Below are 26,892 nucleotides of genomic sequence, written 5' to 3' on the forward strand. Positions count from 1 at the left end.
GACATGGTTATCGCCTCAAGATGAACTACTCGCTGCCGCCCTGTACGCCGGTGACACGCACCTCTACCCGGCGATCCGGCCCAAGGCAGTCGATGAGCGCCGCCTTCGCCTTGATGGCATCACACTGGTTGCCGGTGACCGGATTACTCGCGCCATTGCCCTGGATGCTCACCTTGTCGGCAGGCAATCCCTTGCTGATCAGAAAGTCGGCAACGGTTTGGGCCCGAGCTTCTGACAACCGCTGATTGTTGGCATCCGAGCCGATACGGTCGGTATACCCCATCACGACCGCACTGCCATCCTTGGGCTGCACGTCGACGATCTGCTGGTAGAGATCGTCCAGCGCACTCATCCCCTCCTGTTTGAGGTCCGCTTTGCCAAAGGCGAACAACACATCGGAACTGAGGTTGAAGGTCTGATCTACCACTTCCGGTTCGGCCGGTGGCGTGGGAACCACGACCGGGGCGGGCGTGGGGGCTGCTTCTTTGGGTTGGCTGCGGTTCGGGTGGATCACCAGTTCCAGCGTGGCGGTGCTGATGTCGCTGACCCAGCGCTGGGTGCCGCTGTTGGCTTTGCCGTTATCCGGATCATCGCCAACGCGCACTATGTAGCGGTAGCGTGCCTGCAGATCGATCCAATCATGGAGCCGGGCTGTCACTCCCAGACCGGCCAGCGGCGCCAGGTTGTCGTCCCCGCCATTGACCGACTCGACGTGATAGATATAGCCACCGCCTTCGGCAAAGATCGAAAACATCTCGCTGAGCGGCAGGCGGCCAATGACTGACAGCGTGGCTCCCTTGCTGTTGAAGTCATGGCCGCTGATATCCCAGTCACCGGTGGAGAGATAGCCAATCTCGGCCCCCAGACTTTCCGTGAAGTTGTAGCCGCCAAACAGGGAGAGCGCAGTCGCATCCTTGCCAACATCCTGACTGAAATCATTCAGATTGTGGGCAATGGCCCAGCCACCGCCAACCCCGGCATACCAGTCGTGCACCGGTTCCGCTTGTGCGCCTGTGCTCGCCAATGCCAGTGCAATCCACACAGGTTTTACTCTTATGTTCATCGCGTATCCTCGTCGATGTTTGGTGTAGTGGGGTTGCCTGCTGGCCAAACCCCACACTTATGTATAGGTGACGGGCTGTTTTTAACCACCAAAGAGGTATGGGGGGCGACACGCCGTGAACTAGGGCGCGAGACGGGAAGAGGAAGGGGGCAATAGAGGGTTACAAAGTGGGTGAAATAAGCGGTAAGAAAAAGGAGGCCAGGTGGCCTCCTTGTTATGTCGGACTGCAGGATTACTGTTGTACTTGCTGCACGCCGGTGACGCGTACTTCTACGCGGCGATCCGGTGCCAGGCAGGAGATCAGCTGAGCCTTGCCCTTGACGCTGTTGCACTGGGTACCAGTGACCGGATTGGCTTCACCGCGACCTTCGATGGCAACTTTGCCAGCCGGCAGACCTTTGCCAACCAGGAAGTCGGCTACGGTACGGGCACGCGCTTCGGATAGTTTCAGGTTGTAGGCGTCAGAGCCGATACGGTCGGTGTAACCGACGACCACGGCGCTGCCATCTTTCGGCTGAACATCAACGATCTGCTGATACAGGGTGTTCAGCGCTGCGACACCTTCTGGCTTGAGGGTGGATTTGCCAAAGGCAAACAGCACGTCAGAGCTCAGGGCGAAGTTCTTGTCGACCAGTACCGGCTCGGGAACCGGCTCAGGCGCAGGGGCGGCAACCGGGGCAACATAAGAGGTACGGTTCGGGTGCATCACCAGCTCCAGGGTCGCGACGCTCATGTCGCTCTCCCAGGTTTTCTGCTCGTCACCCAGATTCCACAGATAGCGGTAGCGTGCTTGCACATCGATAAGGTCGGAGAGCTTGGCAGTCAGGCCCAGACCCGCCAGCGGCGCAGTGCCGTTGTCGCTGTTGCCATTGCCGTTGACGTGATTGAAGTAGGCACCGCCTTCAGCAAACACCGAGAAGATATCGCCGAGCGGCAGGCGGGCGATACCGGAGAGGGTGGCACCCTGGGTTTTGAAATCGGCACCGTCAACGCCCGCTTTACCGGCGTAGAGGTAGCCCAGTTCAGCTGCGTAGTAGTCGTTGAAGTTGTAACCGCCGAACAGGCTCAGCGCAGTGGCGTCTTTGTCAGTGTCTTTGCCAAAATCATCCAGACCGTGGGCATATGCCCAACCTGCACCAACACCGGTGTACCAGTCATCGGCAGCCTGAGCTGTGGTGCCTGCGGCGGCGAGCGCCAGTGCAATCAGGGTAGGAGCCATTTTGAGTTTCATCGGTTTATCCTCGTTGTGTTAGCCCATGTCGGGCAATGCACTTGTTTTTATTGCTGCGAAAAATCGCCAGCAAAGTGGATAGCGAAGGCTTTGGACTCTCATGATGCATTGCGTCATGGACAACAGACCGGACAAGAAGCGCTTTTTAGTGCTTATCCAATACCTTACAGGCGCAACTACTTTATGCTTTCGGGACGGGGCAGGCAAGGGCAGGGAGGCGGGAGTGAGGGATGCAAGCGAAAACTAGGCAAACAAAAAGGGATGCCGCAGCATCCCTTTTTTTCGCACTATCTGAACGAGGTCAGATTATTGCTGAACTTCTTGTACGCCAGATACGCGAACTTCTACGCGACGATCCGGAGCCAGGCAGGAGATCAGTTGAGCTTTAGCAGTTACGCCGTTGCACTTGGTGCCGGTAACCGGGTTGGCTTCGCCACGACCTTCGATGGCAACTTTGCTGGCAGCCATACCTTTGCTTACCAGGAAGTTGGCAACGGTACGGGCACGGGCTTCAGACAGCTTCTGGTTGTAAGCGTCGGAACCGATACGGTCGGTGTAACCAACAACAACAGCGTTGCCATCTTTCGGCTGGAACTCAACGATTTGCTGATACAGACCGTTCAGGGCTGCAACGCCTTCCTGCTTCAGGGTGTCTTTGCCGAAGGCAAACAGCACGTCTGAGTTCAGGGCGAAGTTCTTCTCTACCACTTGCGGAGCAGGAGCCGGCGCTTCTTCAACTACCGGAGCAGCTACCGGAGCTACGTAGGAAGTACGGAACGGGTGGTATACCGCTTCCAGAGTAGCAATGCTCTGGTTGGCCTTGTAACGCTCACCGTTGGCGTGCAGGTCAGCCACGTCCCACATGTAGCGGTAGCGAGCTTGCAGATCCAGCGCGTCATTTACCTTGTAAGTCACACCAGCACCGGCCAGCGGGGAAACTTTAGTGTCGCTGGTACCCAGACCATCGGTGTGACCCCAGTAGGCGCCGCCTTCAGCGAACAGGGAGAAGTCGTTGCCAACCGGCAGACGGGCGATACCGGACAGGGTGGCACCCTGGCTCTCGTAACGGTTGCCGTTGGTGTTGCCACGACCGGTGTACTGGTAGCCCAGTTCGGTACCGAAGTTTTCGGTGAAGTTGTAACCCATGAAGGCGTTGGCGGCAGCCGCGTCTTCCTGGCCTACATTGGTGTTTTCCAGCTTGTTCAGGCCGTTGAAGTGAGTAGCACCGACACCGGCACCGAAGTAGATGTCGTCAGCGGCGTGAGCAGCGGTAGCACCCAGAGCAGCCATGGCGATGGCGATCATGGAAGGAGCCATTTTCATCATAAAAAAATCCTCGTTGAGATCGCACGTTATTCACGTGCTTCACACTTTGTAATTTATGTAAGCTGCAGGCTCCGCCGTACGGCTGGCGTCGAGTCTGGCAGATGACCCGGTATAACCGGGTTGCACACTCTCCTGGTGTGTCGAGTGCGCTGGCATGGCACGCAATGCGTGAGAAACCACTGCCAGGCAACTGATGTCATTCCGATGACGAGGCGCACTCTATGCCGATTTTAAAACATGATCAAGCTCACAAATGAGCCTTGTGGCAAATTGTGTCGTGCCCTTAACTGGCTGTTTATTTTGATTAATTAGTGATCCAGATAGGCCCTGTGCAGTTTCTTCTCCAGCTTCATATAAGCCTGAACCCAGTCGCTATGCGGGCTGGCAGGATTCGCTCTGGCGGTAAAGACCGCAAGGTAATCTGCCTGGGTTGCGCTCTGCAGCAGGGGGGTAAATGTCATCAAGAAATGCCGGGCCAGATAGGGGTCAAGGGGCCAGATGTTGAGGATGGCGCGAGCCACAGGCTGAACCGCAGCTGAACAGATGAAGTGGCGATGTCCCGCCTCCAGCCAGTCGGCCATCTCGCACATGCCCGATTCGGGCACCAGACCACCATCACCTTGAGTGGTTGCCAGCGCAATTGCCTGACCGTTTACCGTGATGAGCTGCTCATTGTTATGCAGGGTGCCGTCGTGGCTGCGCAAGGCCAGGTCCGGGCATGCCTGTTCAAGAAACAGGCTGCAGCTCTCCGGCAGGGCGGCCAGCAGCTCGCTGGCGTGGCAGGACATCAAGGCCGGAAGCCAGAATGCTTCGGCGCGATATTGTTCACCTTGCAGGCGCTGTTGTGCCAGTTCTTCTGTGCTGGATACGGGGTGCAGGCGAGAGATAATGCCGGGAAACGCCATACTTATTCCTCTTAATGGGTATCCGGCGGATTATACGAGTTATTGGGGGGGCCACAATAAAGGTTTCTTTTCGAGACTGTTTACCTGAGGCGGCTGAGCGATTACCATCCCCCCTTGAAGGCAAGGGTTGTCGCCGAAAGGCGCTCATAAGATAGAGGCTCGACCATAACGAGTCCGAACAAAACTGATACACTTGACTACGAGTCGTCGCGAAAAATAAAAGGCGGAGTAAATCCGCCAAACGGAGTATGGAACATTATGAATTCAAATATCGTCACTGTTGGCAAGAAGATCCGTCAGATCCGTGAAGCGGTCGGTTTGAGCCGTCCGAAGTTTGCAGATTTGCTGGGTGTTCCTCCCACTACGCTGAAAAACTACGAGCTGGGTTACCGTGAAGTTGGGGGCGCCTTCCTGGTTGCCCTGGCGCACCACCCGGATCTGCACAAGTTCACCCTCTGGCTGCTGGCAGACAAGAAAGTCGCCGAAATCGGCCAGATTGGCCCGGATGACCTCGCCAAGGCGTGATCATCGATGTGAATAGAAATGCCGCCTTCGGGCGGTATTTTTTTTGGGTTGCCGATCGATATTTTGATCTAACACGCTTTGAATTATCCATGCAGGCCAACGAGAATAAGCGGCCCCGAAAAGTGGGCCCCTGGTGGTATCTGGCCACCTGAACACTATTACATTCAGGATGATATGAGCAATCGTATGGAGTATGGGTATGAGCAGTAATGAGTTGGATAAACGCTATGGCCTGATGACTGCCATTGCGATGGTGGTCGGCGTGGTGATCGGCTCCGGTGTCTTCTTCAAGGCCGATGATGTACTGCGTCTGACTGGCGGTAATCTGGCCATTGCGCTGCTGGCATGGGCGCTGGGAGCGTTTTCGATGATCTTCGGCGCGCTGGTGTTTGCCGAGTTTGCCCAGCGGATCGAAAAGTCCAACGGTATCGTCGATTATGCCGAAGCGGCATACGGCAAAATGTTTGGTTATCTGGTGGGGTGGTTCAAAGGCGTACTCTATTACGCCCCTCTTTCCGCCATCCTTGCCTGGGTCGCCGCTCTGTACACCATGATCTTGCTCGGTAGTGATAATCCGACCAACTCTGGTGCGACCTGGATACTGGCGGCTGTCTATATGACGGTCACCTATCTGATCAACTTCTACACCCCGGTCCTGGCGGGCAAGCTGCAAGTGGGTTCTACCCTGATCAAGTTGATCCCGCTGATCCTGGTTGCCATTGTGGGCACCATTTCAGGCTTGCTCAATGGTGTCACCGTGACCAACTTTGTGCAGGCAATGGATGGGATAGGAAGCACCGGAGGCACTCTGGCTACGGCCGTGGTTGCCACCGCCTTCGCTTATGAGGGGTGGATTGCCGCCGTGACCATCAACAGCGAAATTCGCGATTCCAAGAAGAATCTGCCCAGAGCGCTGGTGATTGGCACCCTGATCGTCTTTGTGGTCTATGTCACCTATTTTCTGGGGATCGCCAGCGTCTTGCCGACGGACGAGATAGTGGCGCAAGGGGATAACGCGGTAAATCTCGCGACAACCAGCCTGTTTGGCGGGACTGCCTCGACCATTTTGACCGTGTTCGTGATTATCTCCTGCCTCGGCACCCTCAATGGTCTGGTGTTGGCGACCATGCGCATTCCCTACTCGCTGGCGATCCGCAATCAGGGGCCAGCCCCCAAGTGGATGAGCCGTATCGAACCGCATCACCACATGCCAATCAACTCGGCCCTCGCGGCAGCGCTGTTGTCGGTGATCTACTCAGTGCTGTGGTACTGCAGCATCAACGAGACATTCGGTCGTTACATCGCCCTGGACGAGATGCCGATCGTGCTGATTTATGGCCTCTATCTGTTCCTCTATGTCTGGTACATGCGCACCTTTACCGAGTTGGGCTGGATAAAGCGGTTTGTGAGCCCGACCTGCGCCACCCTGGGCGCGCTCATCATTCTGTATGGCGGTATCACCAATCCCAGTCTGGGACTCTATCTGCTGGTCTCTGTGGGGGTGATTCTGCTCGGGTTGCTCTTCTACCGTAAGGAGTAACCGGGTAAGTGAGTTGAAAAAAAAAAGCGCCGAATGGCGCTTTTTTCATGTGTAAACCGCTGCATGTCGACAACTAACTGCCCAGCAACCCGAGGCGGCCCAGTTCATCCTTGAGCTGATCGAGATTGCGCTCGACGCAGGCTTCCCCCTCGTTGATGGCATCGCTGGCGCGATGAAAATCCATGATGGAGAAGCTGCCAAGGCGCGGGCAGAGCTGGATCTCCGGCGGGTCACCTGCCATCCGGGCGCGGGTGATCCGCTCCTGCATGATGTTGATGGAGCCACTCATCACGCTCCACAGACCCGGAGTGGCTGGCGCGGTTTCACCGCGATTGAGCCACTGGCTGAGCAGGCCGCCGCTGCCGGGTTGATCCGGCTCGTCGGTCCAGGGTTGGTGCATATCGGTGTTGAGGTTGACCGCAATCACCACCTCGGCCCCCATGGCGCGGGCCAGCGAGATGGGCACCGGATTGACCACGGCGCCATCGACCAGCCAGCGGTCGTTGATCCGGGTCGGGGTGAGGATCCCCGGCATGCCGCAGGAGGCGCGCACCGACTGGCGCAGCGGGCCCTGTTGCAGCCAGATCTCGCGGCCGGTATCGAGCTCGGTGGCGATGCAGGCGAAGGGGATGGGCAGGCTCTCGAGATCGGGATCCCCCAGATGGCTGGCGGCAAGGCCAAATACCTTTTCGCCGCGAAACAGACCGCCGGAGAGGGCCGGGTCGAGCAGGCTGACCACCTGCAGGCGGGTAAAGCCGCGCACCCAGGTTTCCAGTCGATCCAGTTCACCGGCGGCATAGGCGGCACCGACAAAGCTGCCGATGGAGCAGCCAGCGATCAAATCCGGTTTGATGCCGAGACGTTCAAGGGCGCGGATGACGCCGATATGGGCCCATCCTCTGGCGGCGCCGCTCCCGAGAGCGAGCCCTACGCGGGGTTTACGTGGCACGACAGTCCTCCAAAAAGGGGTTGAGGGCTCAGCTTACTCCGAGAGTCAGGAGGCGTCACCCTGCCATCTTTCGCTGCGGTTGCGACCGTTGGCCTTGGCCTGATAGAGCGCCACATCGGCGCGGCGCACCGCTTCGTGCAGGGGAAGGTTCTCCTGGTGGGGCAGATAGCCGAGGCTGATGGTGACTTCCAGCCCGGGTTCGATGGCGGCCCAGTCGTGATCTGCTACCGCCTTTCTCAGCCGCTCCGCCAGTTCGCCTATCTGTGCGGCGTTACTGCGGCCAATCAGCAGCAGAAACTCTTCGCCCCCCCAGCGGATCAGGCGATCTGTGGGCCTAATCTGCTGCTGGCAGAGCTGCACCAGCCGGATCAGCACGATGTCGCCGACGGCATGGCCAAAGTTGTCATTGACCCGTTTGAAGTGATCCGCATCGAACATCAGGATCCCCGCTTGCAACCGGGTCAGATCGCCCGCCTGCTCCAGCAGCACCAGATAGTGGCGGTTGAAGGCGCCGGTGAGGGCATCGTGGCAGGAGAGGTAATTGAGCCGCTGGTTGAGGCGATGGGATCTCAGGTTGGAGAGGGCGGCCAGCAGCATAAAGAGAATGGCGAGCAGGGTCGGCGTGGACTGGCAGAGCATGGCCCACACCAGCGGCAGCAGGGTGACGTTGTGCACCAGTCGCAACGGGGTATCGGGGATGGCCATGGTCAGTTGCAATGCCCCTTGCCGCCACTGGTATTCGTCGGTCGGCTCGGGGTCTTGCGGCACCACGGGCTGGTGTGCGCTGCTGGCCAGCACCTGATGGTACTGATTGAGCAGCAGATACTCACCCAGCGCTGGCGCCAGTTGATTGAGCTGCGATTGCAAGCGTGAGAGCAGGATGTCCATGCTGATCATCCCTACCAGCGAGCCGTCCTTGTAGAGAGGCTGGGACATGGTGACCATGGTGCCCAGTCCGGCAAAATCTTCGTAGGGGCGGGAGAGAATGGTGTCCCGGCTGGGGTTGGGTGACATCAGCGCATCCTGCCAGTAGTGCTTGTCATAGATGCTGCGGGCAAAGCGAAACTGGCTGGAGGGGATCCAGGGATAGAGGTAGATAAAGTTGTCCACGCCAGTGAAGTAGGCCCAGGCGATCTCGCTGCCCAGGCGCTGACTGGCGGTGGCCAGCAAGGGGGAGAGGCTCAGGGCCAAATGAAGTTGCGCCTCCCGCGCACTGCCGGGGGGCGGCAGTGGGCCGTCACCGGTGAGGTTGCCCGCCAGTCCGGCCGGTAAATCCCCGGGGAGTTTGTCGAGGGCCAGCCCCTCTGGCAGCGCCTCGATATGGCGATAGAGCTGGCGGGTGAGCACCGACTGGGGGTCGCTGCGCAGTCGCTCTTCGGCCTGCCCGCGCATCGCCTCCAGAAACACTTCGGTCTGTTTGAACCGATCCCGCAGGTAGATGGCGCTGTTGAGGGTATCGCTCTGGTAGAGGCGTTCTATCTGTTTCAGGCTTTGCCGCAAGGTCAGACCAATCAGCAGGATGACCACGGCAAACAGGAGCCAGGTCAGGCGTGTGAGAAAGCGGTGGTCAGACATTTTGGGCATAGGCAGTCAGTCGGGTTGCGAAGGAAATTGTCGTTAGTGTATGCGATGTGGCGTGAAAACAAACGGCGCGACCTGAAACAGAGTGAGCTTATCCCGCTCTTGTTACGTTTTGTCACATTTATACATAGTCACGGCATAGTCTGGGGCTAAAATGGCCCCAATCTGGATTTACCCTCTCACTCTTCATGGACTGTTCGATGAAAATGCGTATCTGGCTCGGCTTGGGCCTTCTTCTAATCGTGGTTGCCGGCGTCTGGGCGCTGCGTCACAGCGAACCCGCCGCCAAAGCACCGACCAGACAGGTCAATATCCGCACTCAAACCGTCAAACAGAGTCTGGCCGAGCCGACCCTCAAGCTGGTGGGCAAGCTGGCAGCCAATCGCTCCGTTATCATCAGCCCCGAAGTGACCGGTCGCATCGTCAAGATTGCGGTGCAATCTGGCCAGAGCGTGGCGAAGGGGGAGACCCTGATCGCACTCGATGCGGGCAAGCAGCAGGCGGAGCTGGCCGAGCAGAGCGCCAGTCTGCGCGACGAGAACCGCAAGCTGGGGGATATGCGCAAGCTGGTGGCCCGTGGCGCCGTGACCCAATCCGAGCTGGAGGGGCAGGAGGCCACCGTGGCCCAGGTGCAGGCACGCCTCGATGCCGCCCGTTACGAGCTCTCCCTGCGTACCCTGCAGGCGCCCTTTGCCGGTACCGTGAGTCTGATTGACTTGAGTGAAGGGGCGCTGGTCAACAGCGGCGACACCCTGCTGCATCTGGATGAACTCGACAAACTGCGCCTCGATCTGGCGGTGCCGGAGCGTTACCTCTCCCTGCTGCGCCCGGGCATGGCGGTTAGCGCCACCAGTACTGCCTGGCCGGATCAGCAATTCAACGGCACCCTGACCACCCTCGATAGCCGCATTTCAAACGATACCCAGAACATCAAGGCGCGGGTGATGATCCCCAATGGCAACGGCCAGTTGCGCCCGGGCATGCTGCTCAATGTGGAGCTGGCGCTGCCTGCCCAGCAGCTTACCCTGATCCCCGCCCAGTCGGTGGAGTACGCCGGTGAGCAGCGCTTTGTTTACCGTCTCGAGGCCGATGGCCGGGTCAAGCGGGTGCCTGTGGTACTTGGCGAAACCGAAGGGGAGACCGTCTGGGTCACCGAGGGGCTGAAGGTCGGCGATCGCATCGTGGTCGAGGGGCTGGTCAATCTGCGTGATGGGGTGCAGGTGCGTGATCTGGCCGAGGTAAACGGCTGATGTGGCTCTCCGATATCTCAGTACGTCGCCCGCTGGTGGCGGTGGTGCTCAGCGCCCTGCTCACCGTGTTTGGTCTGGTCGCCTTCAGCAAATTGACGGTGCGGGAGATGCCCGATGTGCAGATCCCGTCGGTCTCCATCACCACCACCTATGAGGGGGCCGCCCCCTCGGTGATGGAGAGTCAGGTCACCAAGCCCATCGAGGATCAGCTCTCCGGCATCAGCGGTATCAAGAACATCAACTCCATGACCCGCAAGGGGCGCTCGATGATCACCGTCGAGTTCAAGCTCGGCTGGAACATGGTGGAGGGGATCTCCGATGTGCGCGATGCCCTCTCCCGCGCGCGGCCCCGGCTGCCCGATGATGTGGACGAGCCGCTGGTGACCAAGGACAGCGGCAACGGTGATGTGGCGATCTGGCTCAACTTCAGCAGCAGCCAGATGGATCGCACCGCCATGACCGACTACGCCAACCGCGTGCTGGTCGACCCCCTGAGTCTGGTGGACGGGGTGAGCGAAGTGGCGCTCTCCGGCGATCTCACCCAGGTGATGTATGTGCGGCTGCGCCCGGCCGACATGGCCGCCCGTGGTATCACGGTGAGCGATGTGGAAGAGGCCCTCAAGCGGGAGAATATCGAGCTGCCGGGGGGCGAGATCCGCAACAACTCCATGACCATGGCGGTGCAGATCGCCCGTCTCTATCACACAGCGGAAGATTTCCAGCAGCTGCAAGTCACCACAGCCGCCAACGGCCAGAGCGTCTATCTGGCCGATATCGCCGACGTGGCGGTGGGAGCCAAGAACGAAGACAGCGCCTATCAGCGCAACGGCAAAGAGAGCCTGGGTATCGGCATCGTCGCCCAGTCCACCGCCAACCCGCTGGCGGTGGCGCAGGGGATCGAGAAGAAACTCGGTGAGATGCAGCGCTTCCTGCCTGAGGGGGCCAAGCTCGAGGTGGATTACGACTCCACCATCTTTATCAAGCAGGCCATCGACGAGGTGTACGAGACCCTGGCCATCTGCGCCGTGCTGGTGGTGGCGGTGCTCTATCTGTTCCTCGGGCAGGGGCGCACCACGCTGATTCCGGCCATTACGGTGCCGGTGTCGCTCATCTCTGCCTTTATCGGTGCCTGGTATTTCGGCTTTTCCATCAACCTCATCACCCTGCTGGCCCTTATTCTCGCCATCGGCCTGGTGGTGGATGACGCTATCGTGGTGGTGGAGAACATCCACCACCATCTGCAGCGGGGGGAACCGCCCCTACTGGCCGCCTGGCACGGCACCCGCGAGGTGGGCTTTGCGGTGATCGCCACCACCGCCGTGCTGGTGATGGTGTTTGTCCCCATCGCCTTTATGGATGGCATGGTGGGGCGGCTCTTTACCGAGTTTGCGATATTGCTCTCCTTGGCGGTGCTCTGCTCCTCGCTGGTGGCGCTGACCCTGACCCCGGCCATGGGCTCCTGGTTGATGCGCCCGCTGGATAAACCGAACCGGCTCACCGCCGGGCTCGATCGCGGGCTCGGCTGGCTGGAGGGGCACTATCGCCACCTGCTGGCGTGGGTGCTGCGTCGCTCCCGCTGGACGCCGCTCGTGCTGCTGCTCTGTCTGGGCGGTATCGGTGCCCTCTTTACCCAACTGCCGACCAGCCTTACCCCGACCGAGGATCGCGGCGTCATCTATGTCTTCGTCAAGGGGGCAGAGGGGACCAGCATCGAGCGGATGAAGCGCAACATGCAGCAGGTGGAGTCCGCCATCATGCCGATGCTGGGCAAAGGGGTAGTGCAGGCGCTGAGCTTCAGTACCCCTGCCTTTGGCCGTGGCGGCGATCAGACCGGTATGGTGATCATCCAGCTCACCGACTGGGCCGAGCGCGATGTCACCGCCACCGAGTTCTCCCGCTCGCTGGGTGCCAAGCTCTCCGGCATTCCCGATGTGATGATCCGCACCTTCCAGCCCGGTTTTCGCGGCGGCTCCACCGCACCGGTGCAGTTCGTGCTGCAGGGTAACGACTATGCCGAGCTCTACCAGCAAGGGTTGGCGCTGCAACAGGCAGCGCAGGGCAGCGGCCTGATGCTGAGCCCGGATCTCGACTATGCCGAGAAGACTCCCGAGCTGCAGGTGACCATCAATCGCGACAGCGCCAGCCAGCTCGGCATTCCGGTCTCCACCGTGGCCAACAGTTTGCAGACCCTGCTGGGCGGGGCGAGCAAGACCACCTATGTGGACAGGGGTGAGGAGTATGACGTCTACCTGCGCGGCAACCAGACCGAGTTCAACGGCATCTCGGATCTTGGCCGTATCTACCTGAAGGCCGCCAATGGCGAGATGGTCAGTCTCTCGACTCTGGCCACCGTCAAGCAGGTGGCGACTGCCAACCGCCTCAACCACTACCAGCGGCAAAAGGCGATCTCCCTGACCGCTGACGTGCACCCCGACCACACCCTGGGTGAGGCCCTTGATTTCCTCGATGGCTGGGCCAACGCCAACCTGCCCACCGGCATGACGGTGGATTACGCCGGTGATTCCAAGGATTACCGCGACAATCAGGGGGAGATGGTGCTGGTCTTTGGCCTCGCCCTGCTGGTGGTCTATCTGGTGCTGGTGGCCCAGTTCGAGAGCACCCTGACCCCGGCGGTGGTGATGGTGACTGTGCCGCTCGGCATCTTCGGCGGCCTGCTTGGCCTCTGGCTGACGGGGCAGGAGATGAGCATCTACAGCCAGATCGGCATGATCATGCTGATTGGCATGGTGACCAAGAACGGCATCCTCATCGTCGAGTTCATCAACCAGTTGCGCCAGCGCGGCGAAGGGTTCGAGGAGGCGATCATCGCAGGCTCGGTGCGCCGCTTGCGCCCCATCCTGATGACTTCGCTCACCGCCATTATCGGCGCGGTGCCGCTGATGCTCTCCATGGGGGCAGGCTACGAGAGCCGGATGGCGGTGGGGACTGTGGTCTTCTTCGGATTGTCGCTGGCGACCCTGGTGACCCTGCTGGTGGTGCCCGCCATCTACCATCTGATCGCCCGCCACGCTGGCATGACAGGGGCGCGGGATCAACAGGTAGACGAAGCGCTGGCCGCCAAGGGGGCAGGGGAGTCGCACCCTCCGGCGCCCTGACCTCAATCCTGACGGAGGCCAGTAAATCAGCCTCATCATCACAAGGGCGCCTGCGGGCGCCCTTGCTATTGCGGGCGGCGGCCTATTCCGCGGGATCTATAGGGACAAAAAGCCATCGCTCCCCTTGGCCGCAACCGGTATAATGCGCGACCCGAATTTTTCCAGGTGTTCAAAATGCAGCCGGTACCCAACCTTTTCTCCTATCCCCGCTATTGGGCCGAGTGCTACGGCACGGCGCCCTTCCTGCCCATGTCCCGCAAAGAGATGGACAAGCTCGGTTGGGACAGCTGCGACGTCATTCTGGTGACGGGGGATGCCTATGTGGATCACCCGAGCTTCGGCATGGCGGTCATCGGCCGCATGCTGGAGGCGCAGGGCTTTCGGGTCGGCATCATCGCCCAGCCGGACTGGTCATCGAAGGATGACTTTATGCGTCTGGGCAAACCGAACCTCTTCTTCGGGGTCACCGCGGGCAACATGGACTCCATGATCAACCGCTACACCTCCGACAAAAAGCTGCGCCACGACGACGCCTACACCCCGGGGGATGTGGGTGGCAAGCGGCCGGATCGCGCCACCCTGGTCTATACCCAGCGCTGCAAGGAGGCCTTCAAGGAGGTTCCCGTCGTCATCGGCGGTATCGAGGCTTCCCTGCGCCGTATCGCCCACTACGACTACTGGTCCGAGACCATTCGCCGCTCCATCCTGCTCGATGCCAAGGCTGATATCCTCATCTACGGCAACGCCGAGCGGCCGCTGGTGGAAGTGGCCCACCGCATCGCAGCGGGGGAGAGCATCGACACCATGCAGGATATTCGCGGCACCGCCGTCATCCGCAAGGAGCCGCTGCCGGGCTGGAAAGGGGTGGACTCGAGCAAGCTCGACCAGATTGGCCGCATCGATCCCATCATGAACCCCTATATGGAAGGGGCCCCATGCTCGGATGACGCGACCGAATCGGCCCCGGCCGCGCAGGAGGCCCAACCCGTGCTGGTGCAGCCGCCCAAGCCCAAGCCGTGGGAAAAAACCTATGTGAAGCTGCCGGCGTTCGAGCGGGTGAAAGAGGACAAGGTGCTCTACGCCCATGCCTCGCGCATTCTGCACCATGAGACCAACCCCGGCTGCGCCCGTGCCCTGTCGCAGGCTCACGGCGATCGCATCGTCTGGGTCAACCCGCCCGCCTTCCCGCTGGAAACCGAGGAGATGGACGGCGTATTCGGCCTGCCCTACCAGCGGGTGCCGCACCCGGCCTATGGCAACGAGAAGATCCCCGCCTTCGAGATGATCAAGACCTCGGTCAACATCATGCGCGGCTGCTTTGGCGGCTGCTCCTTCTGCTCCATCACCGAGCACGAAGGGCGCATCATCCAGAGCCGCTCGGAAGAGTCGATCTTGAAAGAGATCGAAGATATCCGCGACAAGGTGCCGGGCTTTACCGGCGTCATCTCGGATCTGGGCGGCCCTACCGCCAACATGTACAAGCTGCGCTGCAAGAGCCCCAAGGCCGAGCAGACCTGCCGTCGCGCCTCCTGTGTCTGGCCCACCATCTGCCCGCACATGGACACCGACCACAGCCCGACCATCAACCTCTATCGCAAGGCGCGCGACCTCAAGGGGATCAAGAAGATCCTCATCGCCTCCGGCGTGCGTTACGACATCGCGGTGGAAGATCCCCGCTATATCAAGGAGCTGGCCAAGTACCACGTCGGCGGCTACCTCAAGATTGCGCCGGAACACACCGAGGAGGGGCCCCTCTCCAAGATGATGAAGCCGGGCATGGGCAGCTACTACCAGTTCAAGGAGCTGTTCGACAAATACTCCAAAGAGGCGGGCAAGCAGCAGTACCTGATCCCCTACTTTATCTCTGCCCACCCGGGTACCACAGATGAAGACATGGTCAATCTGGCGCTCTGGGTCAAAGAGAACCGCTTCAAGCTCGATCAGGTGCAGAACTTCTACCCGTCGCCGCTCGCCAACGCCACCACCATGTATTACACGGAGAAAAACCCGTTAAACAAGGTGAGCCGCGAGGGGGGCGATGTGTTTGTCGCCAAGGGCGAGCGCCGTCGCCGCCTGCACAAGGCGCTGCTGCGCTACCACGATCCCGCTGGCTGGCCGATGATCCGCGAAGCCCTGCTCGCCATGGGCAAAGGTCACCTGATTGGCAACGGCCCCGGCTGTCTGGTGCCTGCAGAGGGTAGGAATGAGCGGCGCAACGAGCGCGCCGCCAGCGGCAAGGGGATGAAACCGGCCCTGACTCGCCACAGCAACATCAGTCACCAGCGTGGCAATGGCACAGGCAACAAGCCGACCGGCGGCAAGCCGGCGGGTTCCCAGTTGCAGAAAGGGGCGGCTAACGGCAAACCGGCCGCACAGGGCGAAGGCAAGCATGCTGGCCAGAATGCGGGTAAGAGCAAACCTGCCGGAAAACCTGCCCATAAGGGCAAAGCGCCAACCCGCGCAGGCTCTGCCAAGCCGGGCGCCAAACCCGCAGCTCAAGGGGGCAAGCCTGCGGCTAAAGGCAATGGTGCCAAGCGACCGGCTCGGTAAGTTTTTCTGACTGGAAAGCGATAGAAATAAAAAGGCGACCAGATGGTCGCCCTTTTTTTTCAGCTATCTCGGATTTATTAGCTATGGATTATAACGAGTTGTTTTTTACATTCTATGGCCTTATTTTATCTATCACAACTGTTATTGAGCCAAGTACATCATAAGGCTGATGATATCCATAAAATCCTTCTTCATCTGAGTAAAAAATATGACTTATATCGGGAAATATATCCGGATCAACAGGATGTATTGCATTTGGATTATGATACATGATAAGTCCATCCGACCATGATTCTTCATAATCTTGGTCATCAACATCTTTAGAAAATGGTATTGGGTGAATTGCTTCGGGATCGGGATTATATAGGAATCCATTTCTAATCATTTTCACATTAGCACTTCCTAGTCCTGCAATCTTGCCCATTCGATTGAACTTAGGTATGGTGGCTTGATTGCTAAACATGACTGCACTAATATTTTCAGCTTGTTCTTGATAGAAGAAGCCAGAAGGGATCTCTTTTCCATTCCAACGGTGAGTTTTTATTTTATGAGAGTTTGGCTTGCCATCAATAATTCTATTTCTCATACCATATAAGTATTCAGATAATGCAGTTCTAGACCAAGTCATTGCATTTTCATTATGATAGTCATGAATAGCTAAAACTAATGGGTGGCCTGCAACGTGCTCTTTTTCCCAATATCTTTTTTTTAACTTGCTATAGAGTGGACTTCCAAACTTTATTGGCATGTAATCATTTAATCTTTCCTCTATCTCGTCATATGTTTGAGGTGGTGGCAGATCTGGTCTATTAATGTTTTCTGACGGGTTTACAGTAACAGCTTCTATGAATACTTTTTTACCAAAATAAGAGACTTCAAAGTCTGGAGCTGGGTGATTGTTTTCAACCAGTAGGCCTGCATTATGAATATAAACATGTAAATATAATTCCCACAATCTAGCTTGAAAATTTACAGATTGGAACTCTCTTTCGAAATGACCATCATTATCTATAAATGAATTTGCGATCTCTGAAATAATATTTCTTGCTGCCTCATATCTGGGCTCATCTTTAAGTATGAGGTAGCCATTATGTTGCTCTTCTTTGGGTATTTTATCCTTAAACAATTCAAAGCCAGCATCTACTTCATCGTATTGAGGATATATATCCTGTACTTTCCCTAAGTAATTGTTGTAAATCTTGTTAGATAGAGCCTCTCTTGCTTCTTTCGGGGTTGAATAGAATTCTGTTCCAACCTCAATGCAACGAAACAATCTTCTGGTATCTCTACCTAGTAAAATGTATCCATAATCATTGTCGGTTACATCTCTAATTACAGTCCCTAGAAGCTTGTTATCAAAAAATGAATACCACTCAACCTCATCAGCTAAGAATCTGACCATAGGTTGACGGCAATAACAATATGCGTCAAACTGTCTTCTAGTTAAATTTTTACCATAAGTAAAAATGTTTTTAGACTGATTGGCTAGTTTATTTGCTTCATGCAGGGAATGTCTTGATGCTTTTAATTTTGCTTTTAATTTTTTCTTTCTTTTTTCACTTTTAGTTATTTTTGTCATATGTGCCTTCAATATTTTTGATGATTTTTGGGAGCTTGTACTCACAAGGATTTAATCTATAAAAGCTAAATGACTACATGTTTTCTTTTTGCTTTTTTATACTTATCTTTTATCTTATTTGGCTCTAGTGTAAGTCCATATTCCATCAAAATAAAAGAGGCTAGATGCCACATTTTTTCTGGAGTATCTGGTTGTGCTAGCGCATAAGTCCCAAGATCTACAAGAGAAACCCATTTAGCAACATCATCTAGACCTACTGGAGATTGCGCACCATAAATAAGCTTTGTTGATTCTTGCAAATCTAAATCTTGGGATTTGAATACTGGAGGATGCCAACGTCCGCCTTCAAGTGGCATACATACTGCCGGGTCATAAATTAGACCATCAATTTCAATCCAAGAATGATCAAAGTATTTATCACCAGTTTTAACTTCACCAATACATAATGTGTTTTCTATATTTTCTTCATTTAAAATAATATGAAATATAGCTGAGGTATCGTGGCACCCACCTCTATAGTTTGTAGCTATTATCCAGTTTAATAACGTGATATATATTTTAGCTACAGTTTTATCTTTCTCAGATAGAGTTTGATTATTTATACCTACTAACCATTTGTGCATGAATTACCCCAATAGTTGTTTATGAGTAAACTAATGATGTCTTTGCTCTGACTAAGATATAAATACGTTTACCCGTGCATTACAGCTTCCAATATGCTCCCTTGACCCGCGATAGCAGCAACCCATCGCAGCTCAACAGGTTCTGAATGGCCATGGTAAGCCAAACGAAACTGCCGAGGCGAGCCTTTAAGTGATATAACCATCAGAAATTAATCATTTTTTGCGTTTGATCAGCAAATGGAACCGGAAGGCGGCTTTATAGCCATATTGATCTCTGGCAAGCAGGGAAGGGAAGTAAAACGGGGCGACCCGCTGGTCGCCCCTGGTGATTGCCATATTCGGCGCGCGAGGGGTTAGCCGTTATAGCCGTAGCAGCGCTTGAGCTCCTCGAAGTCGTAGTAGTGGCTGCCGCTCTGGTAGGACTGGCAGCCCGTCTTAAAGGCGATCTCCTTTTCGTTGTAGAGCATCTTGACCAGTACCTGCCGCTGCCCGTTCTGGTAGATATCCCACTGAATATTGGCGGTATAGGGGGAGACCCAGCCGCCGCGCCACTCGTTGTTCTGCTGGCTGAACAGCTGATCCGGGCTGGCCCCCTGACGGCTCCCTTCCAGCTTCATCAGGGCGGCGAGGGGGATAATGGCTTCGGCGTGGGCAAAGCGCAGGGTGGCCTGTCGGCTCTGCTCGCCCTCCACCACCTGACGCTGCACCTCGCCAAACAGGCCGTCGAGCAGCGGCTGGGCAATGGCGTAGGGGGCGCTCTGGTTGGCAAAGCTCGGCCCCTTCTCGTAGAAATCTTCCGCATCGGAGAGGTAGGAGAACCAGGCAGACTCCTGTGGAGTGAGGAACTGCTCCAGCGCCCAGGGCTCGCTGCCCTGTGCCTGCGCTTCGCGGATCATGCCGGGGCCGATGATAAAGAGGTTGTAGAGCATCAGGGCCGCATCCACTTCGTCGCGCACATAGGTCATGCCGCCATCTTCCGGGTTGACGGCGACAAACTCGACGCCGCCCGCCAGATAGTCGACAAAGCCCTTGCTGTAGATACGCTCCAGCATGCTGCGAGCCATCTCTTTGGTCTTGCTCAGGTTTTTAAGCTGATCCAGCGCCCTGGCCAGCTCGGGGGCCGGGGCGATCCCGGCATCTTCGTCACCGATAAAGCGCTGGTAGCTCTCATAGGCGGGCAGGTAGCGGGCGTAATCCCCCTCGGGCGTGGTCTTGTGGAAGTAGAGCTCGAACTTGTTGACCAGCTTTTTGTCGATCTTCGAGGGGTCATCCTGCGTGAGGTAGCACTGCGCCGAGTCGCTGACATAGCTCACATTGCGCTTGAGGCTCTCCATAAAGTAGAAGGCGCTTTCGTTGGCCCTGTCCTTGCCCGAGGTGACCACCTTGATACAGTGGGGCTCGCTGCTGTTGAGCAGGGTCGGCAGCCGCGCCGCCAGCCGGGTAGCGAGGTTGGCGTGCTCCTCCTTGCCCAGCGCCGAGAGCAGGCCGTAACCCAGTTTCTGGTTGGCGGCCGTCACCAGATCGACCTTGCCTCCCAGCCCCTGCCCGAGGGGGGTGAGCGCCCCCTGACGCTGCGCCTCTTCCCAGACCAGCTTGGTCAGCACGTCATATTTCGGGCTGGAGAGGGAGCGCGAGCCGTGGCGCGCCACCATCTCGGTAAAGACCGGGCTGAACCCCTGAGGCGCTGGCTCGTAGCTCTCCGCCTGCTGTTGCGGACTGTAGACCGCTTTGGTGCTGTATTGGTAGGCGGTTTTGTCCTGGCTGTCGGCAGACGATTCGTTCTCTGACTGGCAGCCGCCAAGCAAGACCAGCGAGACGGCCAAAGCCACATAAGAAGAGCGCGGAAAAGTCATGATATTCCTTATCTATCCATATGAAAAATAAGTGAAAAACTCTATAGCTTGAAAATGACCGCGGGATGTCAGCCAGATGACAGGCTGATGACTTCTGATAAAGCAGTAAGCAAGGGGAGGGGAGAGAGGATGGTTATAGGGAGGGCAATAGAGGCTCAACCAACCACTGCGCCGGTCACGGCAGAGTGGTCAGTGAGCACTGTTGGGATGGGGGCTTATTGTCTTACCTCCTGTCCCTTGGCGTTCTGCAGGGTGTGAAACAGGTAGTGATCGTCCCGATCGTAATAGACGGTAATGGTGTGGCGCTGGGTGTAGTCCGCCGCGACCCCGGCTACTGTCATCGGCACAAGGATCAGCTCCCCCAGCCCCAATGTCACGGCGCTCGCCGTGGCCTGGCCATTGCCGTCAGCGTGCTTGTGGATCTTGCCGAGCACGGTAAAACGATCACAGCCCTGCACCTTATCCTCGGTCAGAAAGGCGGCCTGCTGGCAACGCTGGGGCTCGCCCAGCTCGGCGCGAATGGTCGCGCGGGTTTCCCCCGATACCAGGGTGTTGCGAAAGCGCCCCGCGTAGTGATCGATGGCGGCGGCGCAGCCGCTTAGCAGCCAAATCAGCAGCAGCGGTGTGAGCCGCAGATAGGCGCGTATCATGGGCGGGCCCCGCCCTCTGCCAGAGGCGCATCACCCCGCCGCCTGGGCTCGCTGCGATGCAAAAAGGTGGTCAGGGTATCGCGCGGCGGCGTGATGCCACACTGCACCAGAATCCGCCCGATGGCTCCCCTGTGATAGCCGCCATGAGTTACCAGATGGAGCAGCATTTCATCGCGGCTCATCTGCCCCTTGTCACCATCGACAAAGCGAAACGAGAGCGGGGTTGCCTCCTCTTGCGGGCTCAGCGACGTGACGTAATCCACCAGCCAGTTATCCAGCTCGGTGACTGCGCTGCGCAGGGCGCTGAGGGTCGGTGTCTCCGGCGTATTGGTGGCGGTAAAGCCGTGGCGTTCCCCCAGCAGATTGGCCTGGAAGATGGTATCGACCACATGGATATGGTTGAAGATCCTGAGGCAGGTGTGGTGGGCCTCGCCATATTGCTGCGCATCGAGTGTGGCGATCGCATCCAGCAGTTCGCCATCGGCCCAGCGTTTGTAGTGAAAGAGGGATTGCAGTGTATTGTTGCTCATCGCGTCCTTGCCCTTGTCGCTTCGTGAAGTGCGGCATGGTAGCCAAAATGGGCTCAATACGAAACCCGTTCTGCTGCTGTTCTGCCCCCCGTCATAGAAAAAGCCCCGAGAGCAGAGCTTTCGGGGAAGAGGAAAAACATCGACAAGGAATTACAAAGGCAGTGGGGTCACACCTGAACCTGATCAGGCATCGACATAGAGCACCTGGCCGCTAATAAAGCCATCGACGGAGCGCTCAAACGCCTTGCCGACCAAGGCGCCCGGCACCGGCTGGAAGCCCGGCATCATCTCGCCATATACGTCCCACGCCTCTTCCAGTACGGTCGGGTTGACCACATTGATGCGAATGCCACGGGGCAGCTCGTGGGCCACGCACTGGACAAAGGTATCGATGGCGCCGCTGGTGGTGGCATCGGCAATGGCCAGCGGGAGCGGCTTGATATTGAGGATGCCGGAGATCAGGGTGAAGGAGCCCCCCTGATTGATGTAGTTGAGGCCGATATTGACCAGATTTATCTGCCCCATCAGCTTGCTCTGGATGGTGGTTTGCCACTGCTCGTCGCTCATCTCGCCAAAGGGGGCGTATTCGCAAAATCCTGCGGTATTGACCACCGCATCGAAGGATCCCACGTTTTGGTAGAGCCGTTCGATGGACTCTCGGCTGGTGATATCCACCTGAAAATCACACCCCTCGCCGGAGCGGCTGGCGGTAATGACTTTGTGCTTGCCCAGACCACTGAGGGCGGCTTGCCCCATTTTCCCCTGAGCACCAATCAGAATGACAGTTTTCATCGTTAACCTCGCTTTGCTGGAAGAGCTGCAAGGTTAGAGAGCCACTGATACAATGTAAATCATGGGTGGTTTGTATGTGATACAACTGAAATTAGTGAGGTGAGGGTGGAGAAGATCGATATCAGGCAGATGCGGGTGCTGGTGCTGCTGGTGAGATACAAGAGTGTGTCGCGGGTGGCCGAGCTGCTGGAGATCTCCCAACAGGGGGTGAGCAGCCATCTGAAAAAGCTGCGCGATCTCTTTCCCGCCGAGCTCTTTATCCGCCAAAGCGCCGGGTTGCAGCCGACCGACTACGCCTGCGAGCTGGCTGACAAGTTCGAGCAGATCCTGGCCGATATCGACGGGGTCTTTGTGGCTGCCCCCTTCGACCCCGCCAGCAGCCAGCGCACCTTCAGGGTGATGGCGAACGAATATGCCCAGCTCGCCATTATCCCAAGGTTGGCGAGCGCCCTGCGCAGTCAGGCGCCCTCCATCCGGCTCGATGTGGTGGACTTTCAGGCCGAGCAGCATCTGGAGGCGCTGGCCAGCGGCGAGGTCGATCTGGTGATTGGTTTTGATGCCTATCTCGACCCGGGGTTGCTGCGCGCCACCCTGCGCCGGGATCACTACTGCTGCGTGCTGCGCCGCGACTCCCGATATCTGCCGGACAAGGCCCCGCAGGATATGGCGGCCATCCCCTTTGTGCAGTTCGCCAACAGCGTCGGCAATTTCGAAGGGCAGATGAACCCGCAGCAGGTCGCCAGCGCGGCGGTGGCGACGCTCCCCTGTTACACCTCGCTGCAAGCCTTTATGTCGGTCAATGACGTGGCGGCCTGCATTCCATCGGCCATCGCCGCCCTCGGCGATTTTCGCGTGCTGGAGCTGGCCGGGGCGCCGCAGCCGTTCGAGGTGGTGGTCGGCAGACACCGCAAAAGCCAGGGCAATCTCGCCATCGAGTGGCTGGCCGAGGTGATCAAGTCGGTCAGCGATCTTGCCATGCCCGGATAACGCCACCGTTTGCACAGAGCTGCACACGCCAGCCAGTGCGCTAACGGCAGGCTGGATCTGCGGGAGAAATCCTGCGATGGTGCGGGCAGTTATCCGCTTGTCCCGTTATCGAGTGAAAAGGAGTTGAGATGCGCATTGCCATGATTGGTCTGGGGGATATCGCCCAGAAAGCCTATCTGCCGCTGCTGACGAGCGACGAGCGGGTCACCCCGCTGCTCTGCACCCGCAATCCAGCGGTGCTGGAGAAGCTGGCCCGCCAGTATCGGGTCGCCGAGTGCTTTACCGATGTGGCGGCCATGCTGGCCAGCCGCCCCGATGCCGTGATGATCCACGCCGCCACCGCCGTTCACCGCGAGCTGGCCGAGCAGTGCCTGCGTGCGGGTATCCCCACCTTTGTCGACAAGCCCCTGTGCGACAATCTGGCCGAGGCAGAAGCGCTGGCCAACCTCGCCATCGCGCAAGATTGCGCCCTCTTTACCGGCTTTAACCGCCGCTATCTGCCTGCCATGGCCGAGGCCCGCGCCCGGCCGCTCACCGAGCTTAACTGGCAAAAGCACCGCTTCGCCCTGCCGGGCAAGGCGCGGGATTTTATGTTCGACGACTTTATCCATGTGCTCGACAGCCTCTGCTTCTATGGCGGCGTGCCGGACGGCGACTTTCATGCGGTATTGCGACCGGATGCGAAGGACAACAGCCTGTTGGCCGGGGTGAGCGTCAGCTGGCAGAGCGGCGATCGCGCCATCAGCGGCAGCATGAACCGCAGCGCCGGGATCACCGAGGAGCGCATCGATGCCTATGGCGACAACCTCTCCCTGCACCTTGAGAACTGCACCCGCGGCAGCATCGCCCGCGACAAGCAGGCGCAGATGCTTGCCCCCAACGACTGGCAGCCGGTGCTGGCCCAGCGCGGCTTTGCCGCCATGCTGGAACACTGGTATCAGCAGATTGAATCGGGCAAGGCAGATAGCGAGCTGATTACCTCCTACCTGCACGGTCATCGGCTGGCGGAGCAGCTGGTGGCGCTGGCTGACCAGCGGGAATAAGGCTGGTTGGAAGCCGGGGGGATATGAATACGAGGTGCGCGAAGGTTGCGCACCAAACACAACGGGGGCCGCAGTTGCGGCCCCCGTTGTTATGGGATGAGATGCATGGGATCAGATGCACTTCACCGGTTTGGGCAGGCCGCCAATCTTGGTCGCCTGCTTGGCAGGCCCTTCCGGGAACAGCTTGTAGAGATAGCGGCTGTTGCCCTTCTCGGGGCCGTACTGCTTCTCCATCGCCTTGACCAGTGCGCGGATGGCGGGGGAGGTGTTGAACTCCAGATAGAAGGCGCGCACAAAGCGCACTACTTCCCAGTGCGGCTCCTCCAGCTCGATCCCCTCCTGCGCGGCCAGCACCAGCGCCAGCTCCTCGCTCCAGTCGTTGCTGTTGAGCAGATAGCCCTTGGCATCGGTCTCGATGAGTTGGCCGTTGAATTCCAGCTGATGTTTTTCGGACGCAGACATGAGGGCTCCTCGCTAATGGGGCTATCAGGATTGGGCGGGCATGGTAGCGCCTTGATCCCCGGTGAGCAACCGGCTCTCGTTGGCCAGATGCAGCAGCTGATCCGCCAGCTCGCTGATCAGGTTGAGCTGCTGGGTCAGCATCAGCTGCTCCTCGCTGCTGTCCGGGCTGCTGTCCGTGCAAAGAAGGGGGCTCTGACCACCGATGGAGCTGGAGGGGTTGCCCGCCAGATGACCGGCGGCCTGCTCAAGGGTGTGGCAGATGTGGTGGCGCACCTCATCCAGCCCGCTGATGGCCTCCAGTTTGTCGCGATGAGCCCCCAGCGCCGAGATGTAGGAGAGCAGGGCGTGGTTGCGCCAGGTGAGGGTAAAGCAGAGATCGAGGAAGCGGCGGCGCTTTTGCGGCTCCACCAGCATGCTCTGCCAGGCGGTGGCCAGTTCGCTGTCCGCCAGATGGGCGCTCTTGCGCGCCACCCGATAGTCGATGGACTCATCGCGCTGCTGCTTGAGGCTCGCCAGCACTGCCGAGAGGTAGCGGGCGTTGGCCGAGAGCGAATTGGCGATCAGGGTCGGCAGCCGCTTGTACTGCCAGTCCGGCCAGAGCCAGGCCACCAGCCCGTAGGAGATCAGGCAGCCGAGCAGGGTATCGAGCAGCCGCGGCCCCAGAATGGCAAAGCCGATGCCATCGAGCAGGTTGAACGCCATCAGCACGTAGAGGGTGATAAAGCAGACCGCGGCGCTGTAGTTGTTGCGCGCCTGGGTGAAAAACAGGAAGGCGGCCAGACCCATCACCACCAGCTGGACGTGTAGCTCGGGGAATAGCCAGAGCACCGGAATACCCACCAGAATACCGGCGAAGGTGCCGAGCATCCGCTGCACCAGTCGGCGGCGGGTGGCGCTGTAGCTGGGCTGGCAGACAAACAGTACGGTCAGCAAAATCCAGTAGCCCTTTTCCAGATCAAAGGCTTGCAGTATGCCGTAGCCGATCACCAGCCCGAGTGACAAACGCAGCGCGTGGCGAAACACCATGGAGTGCAAGGTGAGATGCTGCTTGAGCTGGGCCAGCAGCGGCAGGCGGGGCGGCTTGGCCAGCGCGGGCAGCTCCTGCTCTGGTTGCTCGGGGTTTTGCAGCACTTCGGCGCTGCCCAGCAGCTGGTTGATGCTGGCCAGATTGCGGCGCAGGAACTTCATCGGCGTCAGCAGGGTTTTCGGGTAGTGCTGCTTGAGATTGGTGAACTCCAGCTGATCGCCGAGGGCCTCCAGCGTCCAGTGGATGCGTTTGTTATGGGCGTAGGGCTTGTGCACCAGAATGGCGTAACCGAGCCGCTGGCATGCCTCGGAGAGCTGCAGGAACACCTCCTGAAATCCTTCCAGTACTATGCCCTGCTTGAGCTCCGCTTCCAGTCGGCTGTAGGGGTAGTGGCTGGAGGTGGCACGCTCGTGAATTTCCAGCGCCAGCAGATAGAGGCGCAGCAGGCTGGCAAGCTCGGGGCTCGCCGGATGGCGGCGGCTCAGGCGGGCATTGAGGGCCGATTTGGTGAGGGTCAGCGCGCTCACCAGATTGATGTTGAGCTGGGCCAGATTGTGGCGAATGGCCTGGGCGCCGTGCTCGTCCGCCGGGAAGAAGCGGGACTTTTCCAGCAGGTAGCGGCCAAGGGCGAAGTAGCTCTGGGCCAGCTGTTCGTGCAGGGTCTTGTAGGGCAGCAGCCAGAGCCAGATAAACGAGACCAGCCCGTACCAGAGGGCGCCAGCGCCGAGGGCCAGCGGCTGGTAGAAGAGATCCGGCGCCTTGGCGGCACCCAGCATGGTGTAGATGGCGATCAGCAGCGAGCCGAAGCTGATGGTGGCATAGCGGGCGCCGAGCGCCCCCACCATCACGAAGATAAAGGTGGAGCTTGCGAGCCCAATGGCAAACAGCCAGGGGGTGGGGTAGAGATACTGCACGCACAGGGACGCAAACATGAAGCAGATGAGCGTCATGGCGAGGTTTTTGAGCCGTCCCCACAGGCTGTCGTCGGTTTCGGCGATGGCGCCCGCCACTACCCCGAGGGAGAGCAGCACGGTGAGCTGGATATTGCCGGTGGCCAGGGTGAAGGCGAGCAGACCGAGAATGGCCAGCAGCACCTTGAGGGCGAAGTAGATGTGACTATCGGTCAGCAGTCGGCGTAACAAACCGGAGAATTCCATGGGCATGCTAGGCACCACCCTTGAGCGAAGCAAAATCGATGTGACTATCAATCAGCAGTCGGCGCAGCAGGCCAGAGAGATCCATCGGCATGAGACAGGTGAAACCCTTGATCGAAACGAGAGCGAGATAGTAACCCGCCAAGCGCGAAGTGG

The 26,892-nt window shown here is 58.3% G+C and carries 21 protein-coding genes; 7 read left to right on the forward strand and 14 right to left on the reverse strand.

What is annotated here, in order from left to right; translation table 11 throughout:
- Positions 1-25: 25 nt before the first annotated feature.
- The 4 genes from AB5Z05_RS08175 to AB5Z05_RS08190 all read right to left on the reverse strand — a co-directional run bounded on the left by AB5Z05_RS08175 (position 26) and on the right by AB5Z05_RS08190 (position 4,525).
- A complete protein-coding gene (locus AB5Z05_RS08175) occupies positions 26-1,063 on the reverse strand; it encodes an OmpA family protein (protein ID WP_368150973.1) in 1,038 nt (345 codons plus the stop codon).
- Between the two features lie 232 nt (positions 1,064-1,295).
- A complete protein-coding gene (gene ompA, locus AB5Z05_RS08180; RefSeq protein ID WP_005358919.1) occupies positions 1,296-2,294 on the reverse strand; it encodes a porin OmpA in 999 nt (332 codons plus the stop codon).
- 306 nt (positions 2,295-2,600) lie between these two features.
- Positions 2,601-3,620, reverse strand: a complete 1,020-nt coding sequence (gene ompA / locus AB5Z05_RS08185; RefSeq protein WP_368150975.1) for a porin OmpA — start codon at positions 3,618-3,620, stop codon at positions 2,601-2,603.
- Positions 3,621-3,928: 308 nt separating this feature from the next.
- Positions 3,929-4,525, reverse strand: coding sequence for a hypothetical protein (locus AB5Z05_RS08190; protein WP_368150977.1), 597 nt, complete (start codon positions 4,523-4,525; stop codon positions 3,929-3,931).
- A gap of 258 nt (positions 4,526-4,783) precedes the next feature.
- On the opposite strand from AB5Z05_RS08190, the gene AB5Z05_RS08195 reads away from it, so the two are divergent.
- Positions 4,784-5,050, forward strand: coding sequence for a DNA-binding transcriptional regulator (locus AB5Z05_RS08195; RefSeq protein ID WP_005338367.1), 267 nt, complete (start codon positions 4,784-4,786; stop codon positions 5,048-5,050).
- Positions 5,051-5,249: 199 nt separating this feature from the next.
- Positions 5,250-6,590: an APC family permease gene (locus tag AB5Z05_RS08200; RefSeq protein ID WP_368150979.1), complete on the forward strand. Its 1,341-nt coding sequence runs from the start codon at positions 5,250-5,252 to the stop codon at positions 6,588-6,590.
- Positions 6,591-6,663: 73 nt separating this feature from the next.
- Here the strand turns inward: AB5Z05_RS08200 and AB5Z05_RS08205 are convergent, their stop codons facing one another.
- Both AB5Z05_RS08205 and AB5Z05_RS08210 read right to left on the reverse strand, forming a co-directional pair.
- Positions 6,664-7,539: a patatin-like phospholipase family protein gene (locus tag AB5Z05_RS08205; protein ID WP_124929951.1), complete on the reverse strand. Its 876-nt coding sequence runs from the start codon at positions 7,537-7,539 to the stop codon at positions 6,664-6,666.
- Between the two features lie 45 nt (positions 7,540-7,584).
- A complete protein-coding gene (locus AB5Z05_RS08210) occupies positions 7,585-9,123 on the reverse strand; it encodes a diguanylate cyclase (RefSeq protein ID WP_368150981.1) in 1,539 nt (512 codons plus the stop codon).
- A gap of 197 nt (positions 9,124-9,320) precedes the next feature.
- On the opposite strand from AB5Z05_RS08210, the gene AB5Z05_RS08215 reads away from it, so the two are divergent.
- The 3 genes from AB5Z05_RS08215 (at position 9,321) to AB5Z05_RS08225 (ending at position 16,036) form a co-directional block, all read left to right on the forward strand.
- On the forward strand, positions 9,321-10,370 hold the full coding sequence (locus AB5Z05_RS08215) for an efflux RND transporter periplasmic adaptor subunit (RefSeq protein WP_368150983.1): 1,050 nt from the start codon (positions 9,321-9,323) through the stop codon (positions 10,368-10,370).
- Positions 10,370-13,486 (forward strand): efflux RND transporter permease subunit, encoded by a 3,117-nt coding sequence (locus AB5Z05_RS08220; RefSeq protein WP_368150985.1) that lies wholly within the window; start codon positions 10,370-10,372, stop codon positions 13,484-13,486. Before AB5Z05_RS08215 ends, AB5Z05_RS08220 begins: the two co-directional genes overlap by 1 nt.
- Before the next feature lie 174 nt (positions 13,487-13,660).
- Positions 13,661-16,036: a YgiQ family radical SAM protein gene (locus tag AB5Z05_RS08225; RefSeq protein WP_368150987.1), complete on the forward strand. Its 2,376-nt coding sequence runs from the start codon at positions 13,661-13,663 to the stop codon at positions 16,034-16,036.
- A 112-nt stretch (positions 16,037-16,148) separates the two neighbouring features.
- Here AB5Z05_RS08225 and AB5Z05_RS08230 read toward each other — a convergent pair whose 3' ends face one another.
- The 6 genes from AB5Z05_RS08230 to AB5Z05_RS08255 form a co-directional block, all read right to left on the reverse strand.
- Positions 16,149-17,660 (reverse strand): glycosaminoglycan attachment protein, encoded by a 1,512-nt coding sequence (locus AB5Z05_RS08230; protein ID WP_368150989.1) that lies wholly within the window; start codon positions 17,658-17,660, stop codon positions 16,149-16,151.
- Between the two features lie 20 nt (positions 17,661-17,680).
- Complete coding sequence (locus AB5Z05_RS08235) at positions 17,681-18,238, reverse strand: hypothetical protein (RefSeq protein ID WP_323970124.1); 558 nt, start codon at positions 18,236-18,238, stop codon at positions 17,681-17,683.
- Positions 18,239-18,591: 353 nt separating this feature from the next.
- Positions 18,592-20,091: a histidine-type phosphatase gene (locus tag AB5Z05_RS08240; RefSeq protein WP_368150991.1), complete on the reverse strand. Its 1,500-nt coding sequence runs from the start codon at positions 20,089-20,091 to the stop codon at positions 18,592-18,594.
- A 215-nt stretch (positions 20,092-20,306) separates the two neighbouring features.
- Positions 20,307-20,741 (reverse strand): hypothetical protein, encoded by a 435-nt coding sequence (locus tag AB5Z05_RS08245; RefSeq protein WP_368150993.1) that lies wholly within the window; start codon positions 20,739-20,741, stop codon positions 20,307-20,309.
- Positions 20,738-21,271, reverse strand: coding sequence for a DinB family protein (locus AB5Z05_RS08250; protein WP_368150995.1), 534 nt, complete (start codon positions 21,269-21,271; stop codon positions 20,738-20,740). Before AB5Z05_RS08250 ends, AB5Z05_RS08245 begins: the two co-directional genes overlap by 4 nt.
- A 183-nt stretch (positions 21,272-21,454) precedes the next feature.
- Positions 21,455-22,063, reverse strand: coding sequence for a short chain dehydrogenase (locus AB5Z05_RS08255; protein WP_368150997.1), 609 nt, complete (start codon positions 22,061-22,063; stop codon positions 21,455-21,457).
- 105 nt (positions 22,064-22,168) lie between these two features.
- Between AB5Z05_RS08255 and AB5Z05_RS08260 the strand changes: the two genes are divergently transcribed.
- Together AB5Z05_RS08260 and AB5Z05_RS08265 are read left to right on the forward strand one after the other, a co-directional pair.
- Positions 22,169-23,050, forward strand: coding sequence for a LysR family transcriptional regulator (locus AB5Z05_RS08260; RefSeq protein ID WP_368150999.1), 882 nt, complete (start codon positions 22,169-22,171; stop codon positions 23,048-23,050).
- Between the two features lie 128 nt (positions 23,051-23,178).
- Positions 23,179-24,093 (forward strand): Gfo/Idh/MocA family protein, encoded by a 915-nt coding sequence (locus AB5Z05_RS08265; RefSeq protein ID WP_368151001.1) that lies wholly within the window; start codon positions 23,179-23,181, stop codon positions 24,091-24,093.
- Between the two features lie 111 nt (positions 24,094-24,204).
- Here AB5Z05_RS08265 and AB5Z05_RS08270 read toward each other — a convergent pair whose 3' ends face one another.
- Together AB5Z05_RS08270 and yccS are read right to left on the reverse strand one after the other, a co-directional pair.
- The gene (locus AB5Z05_RS08270) at positions 24,205-24,555 is read right to left on the reverse strand and encodes a TusE/DsrC/DsvC family sulfur relay protein (RefSeq protein WP_005347582.1); all 351 of its coding nucleotides are present in this window, start codon (positions 24,553-24,555) and stop codon (positions 24,205-24,207) included.
- A gap of 24 nt (positions 24,556-24,579) precedes the next feature.
- Entirely contained in the window at positions 24,580-26,745 is a 2,166-nt protein-coding gene (gene yccS / locus AB5Z05_RS08275) for a YccS family putative transporter (protein ID WP_368151003.1), read from the reverse strand.
- Between the last annotated feature and the right edge of the window lie 147 nt (positions 26,746-26,892).

The sequence above is a fragment of the Aeromonas sp. R2-4 genome, assembly GCF_040908365.1.
GTDB lineage: Bacteria > Pseudomonadota > Gammaproteobacteria > Enterobacterales > Aeromonadaceae > Aeromonas > Aeromonas veronii.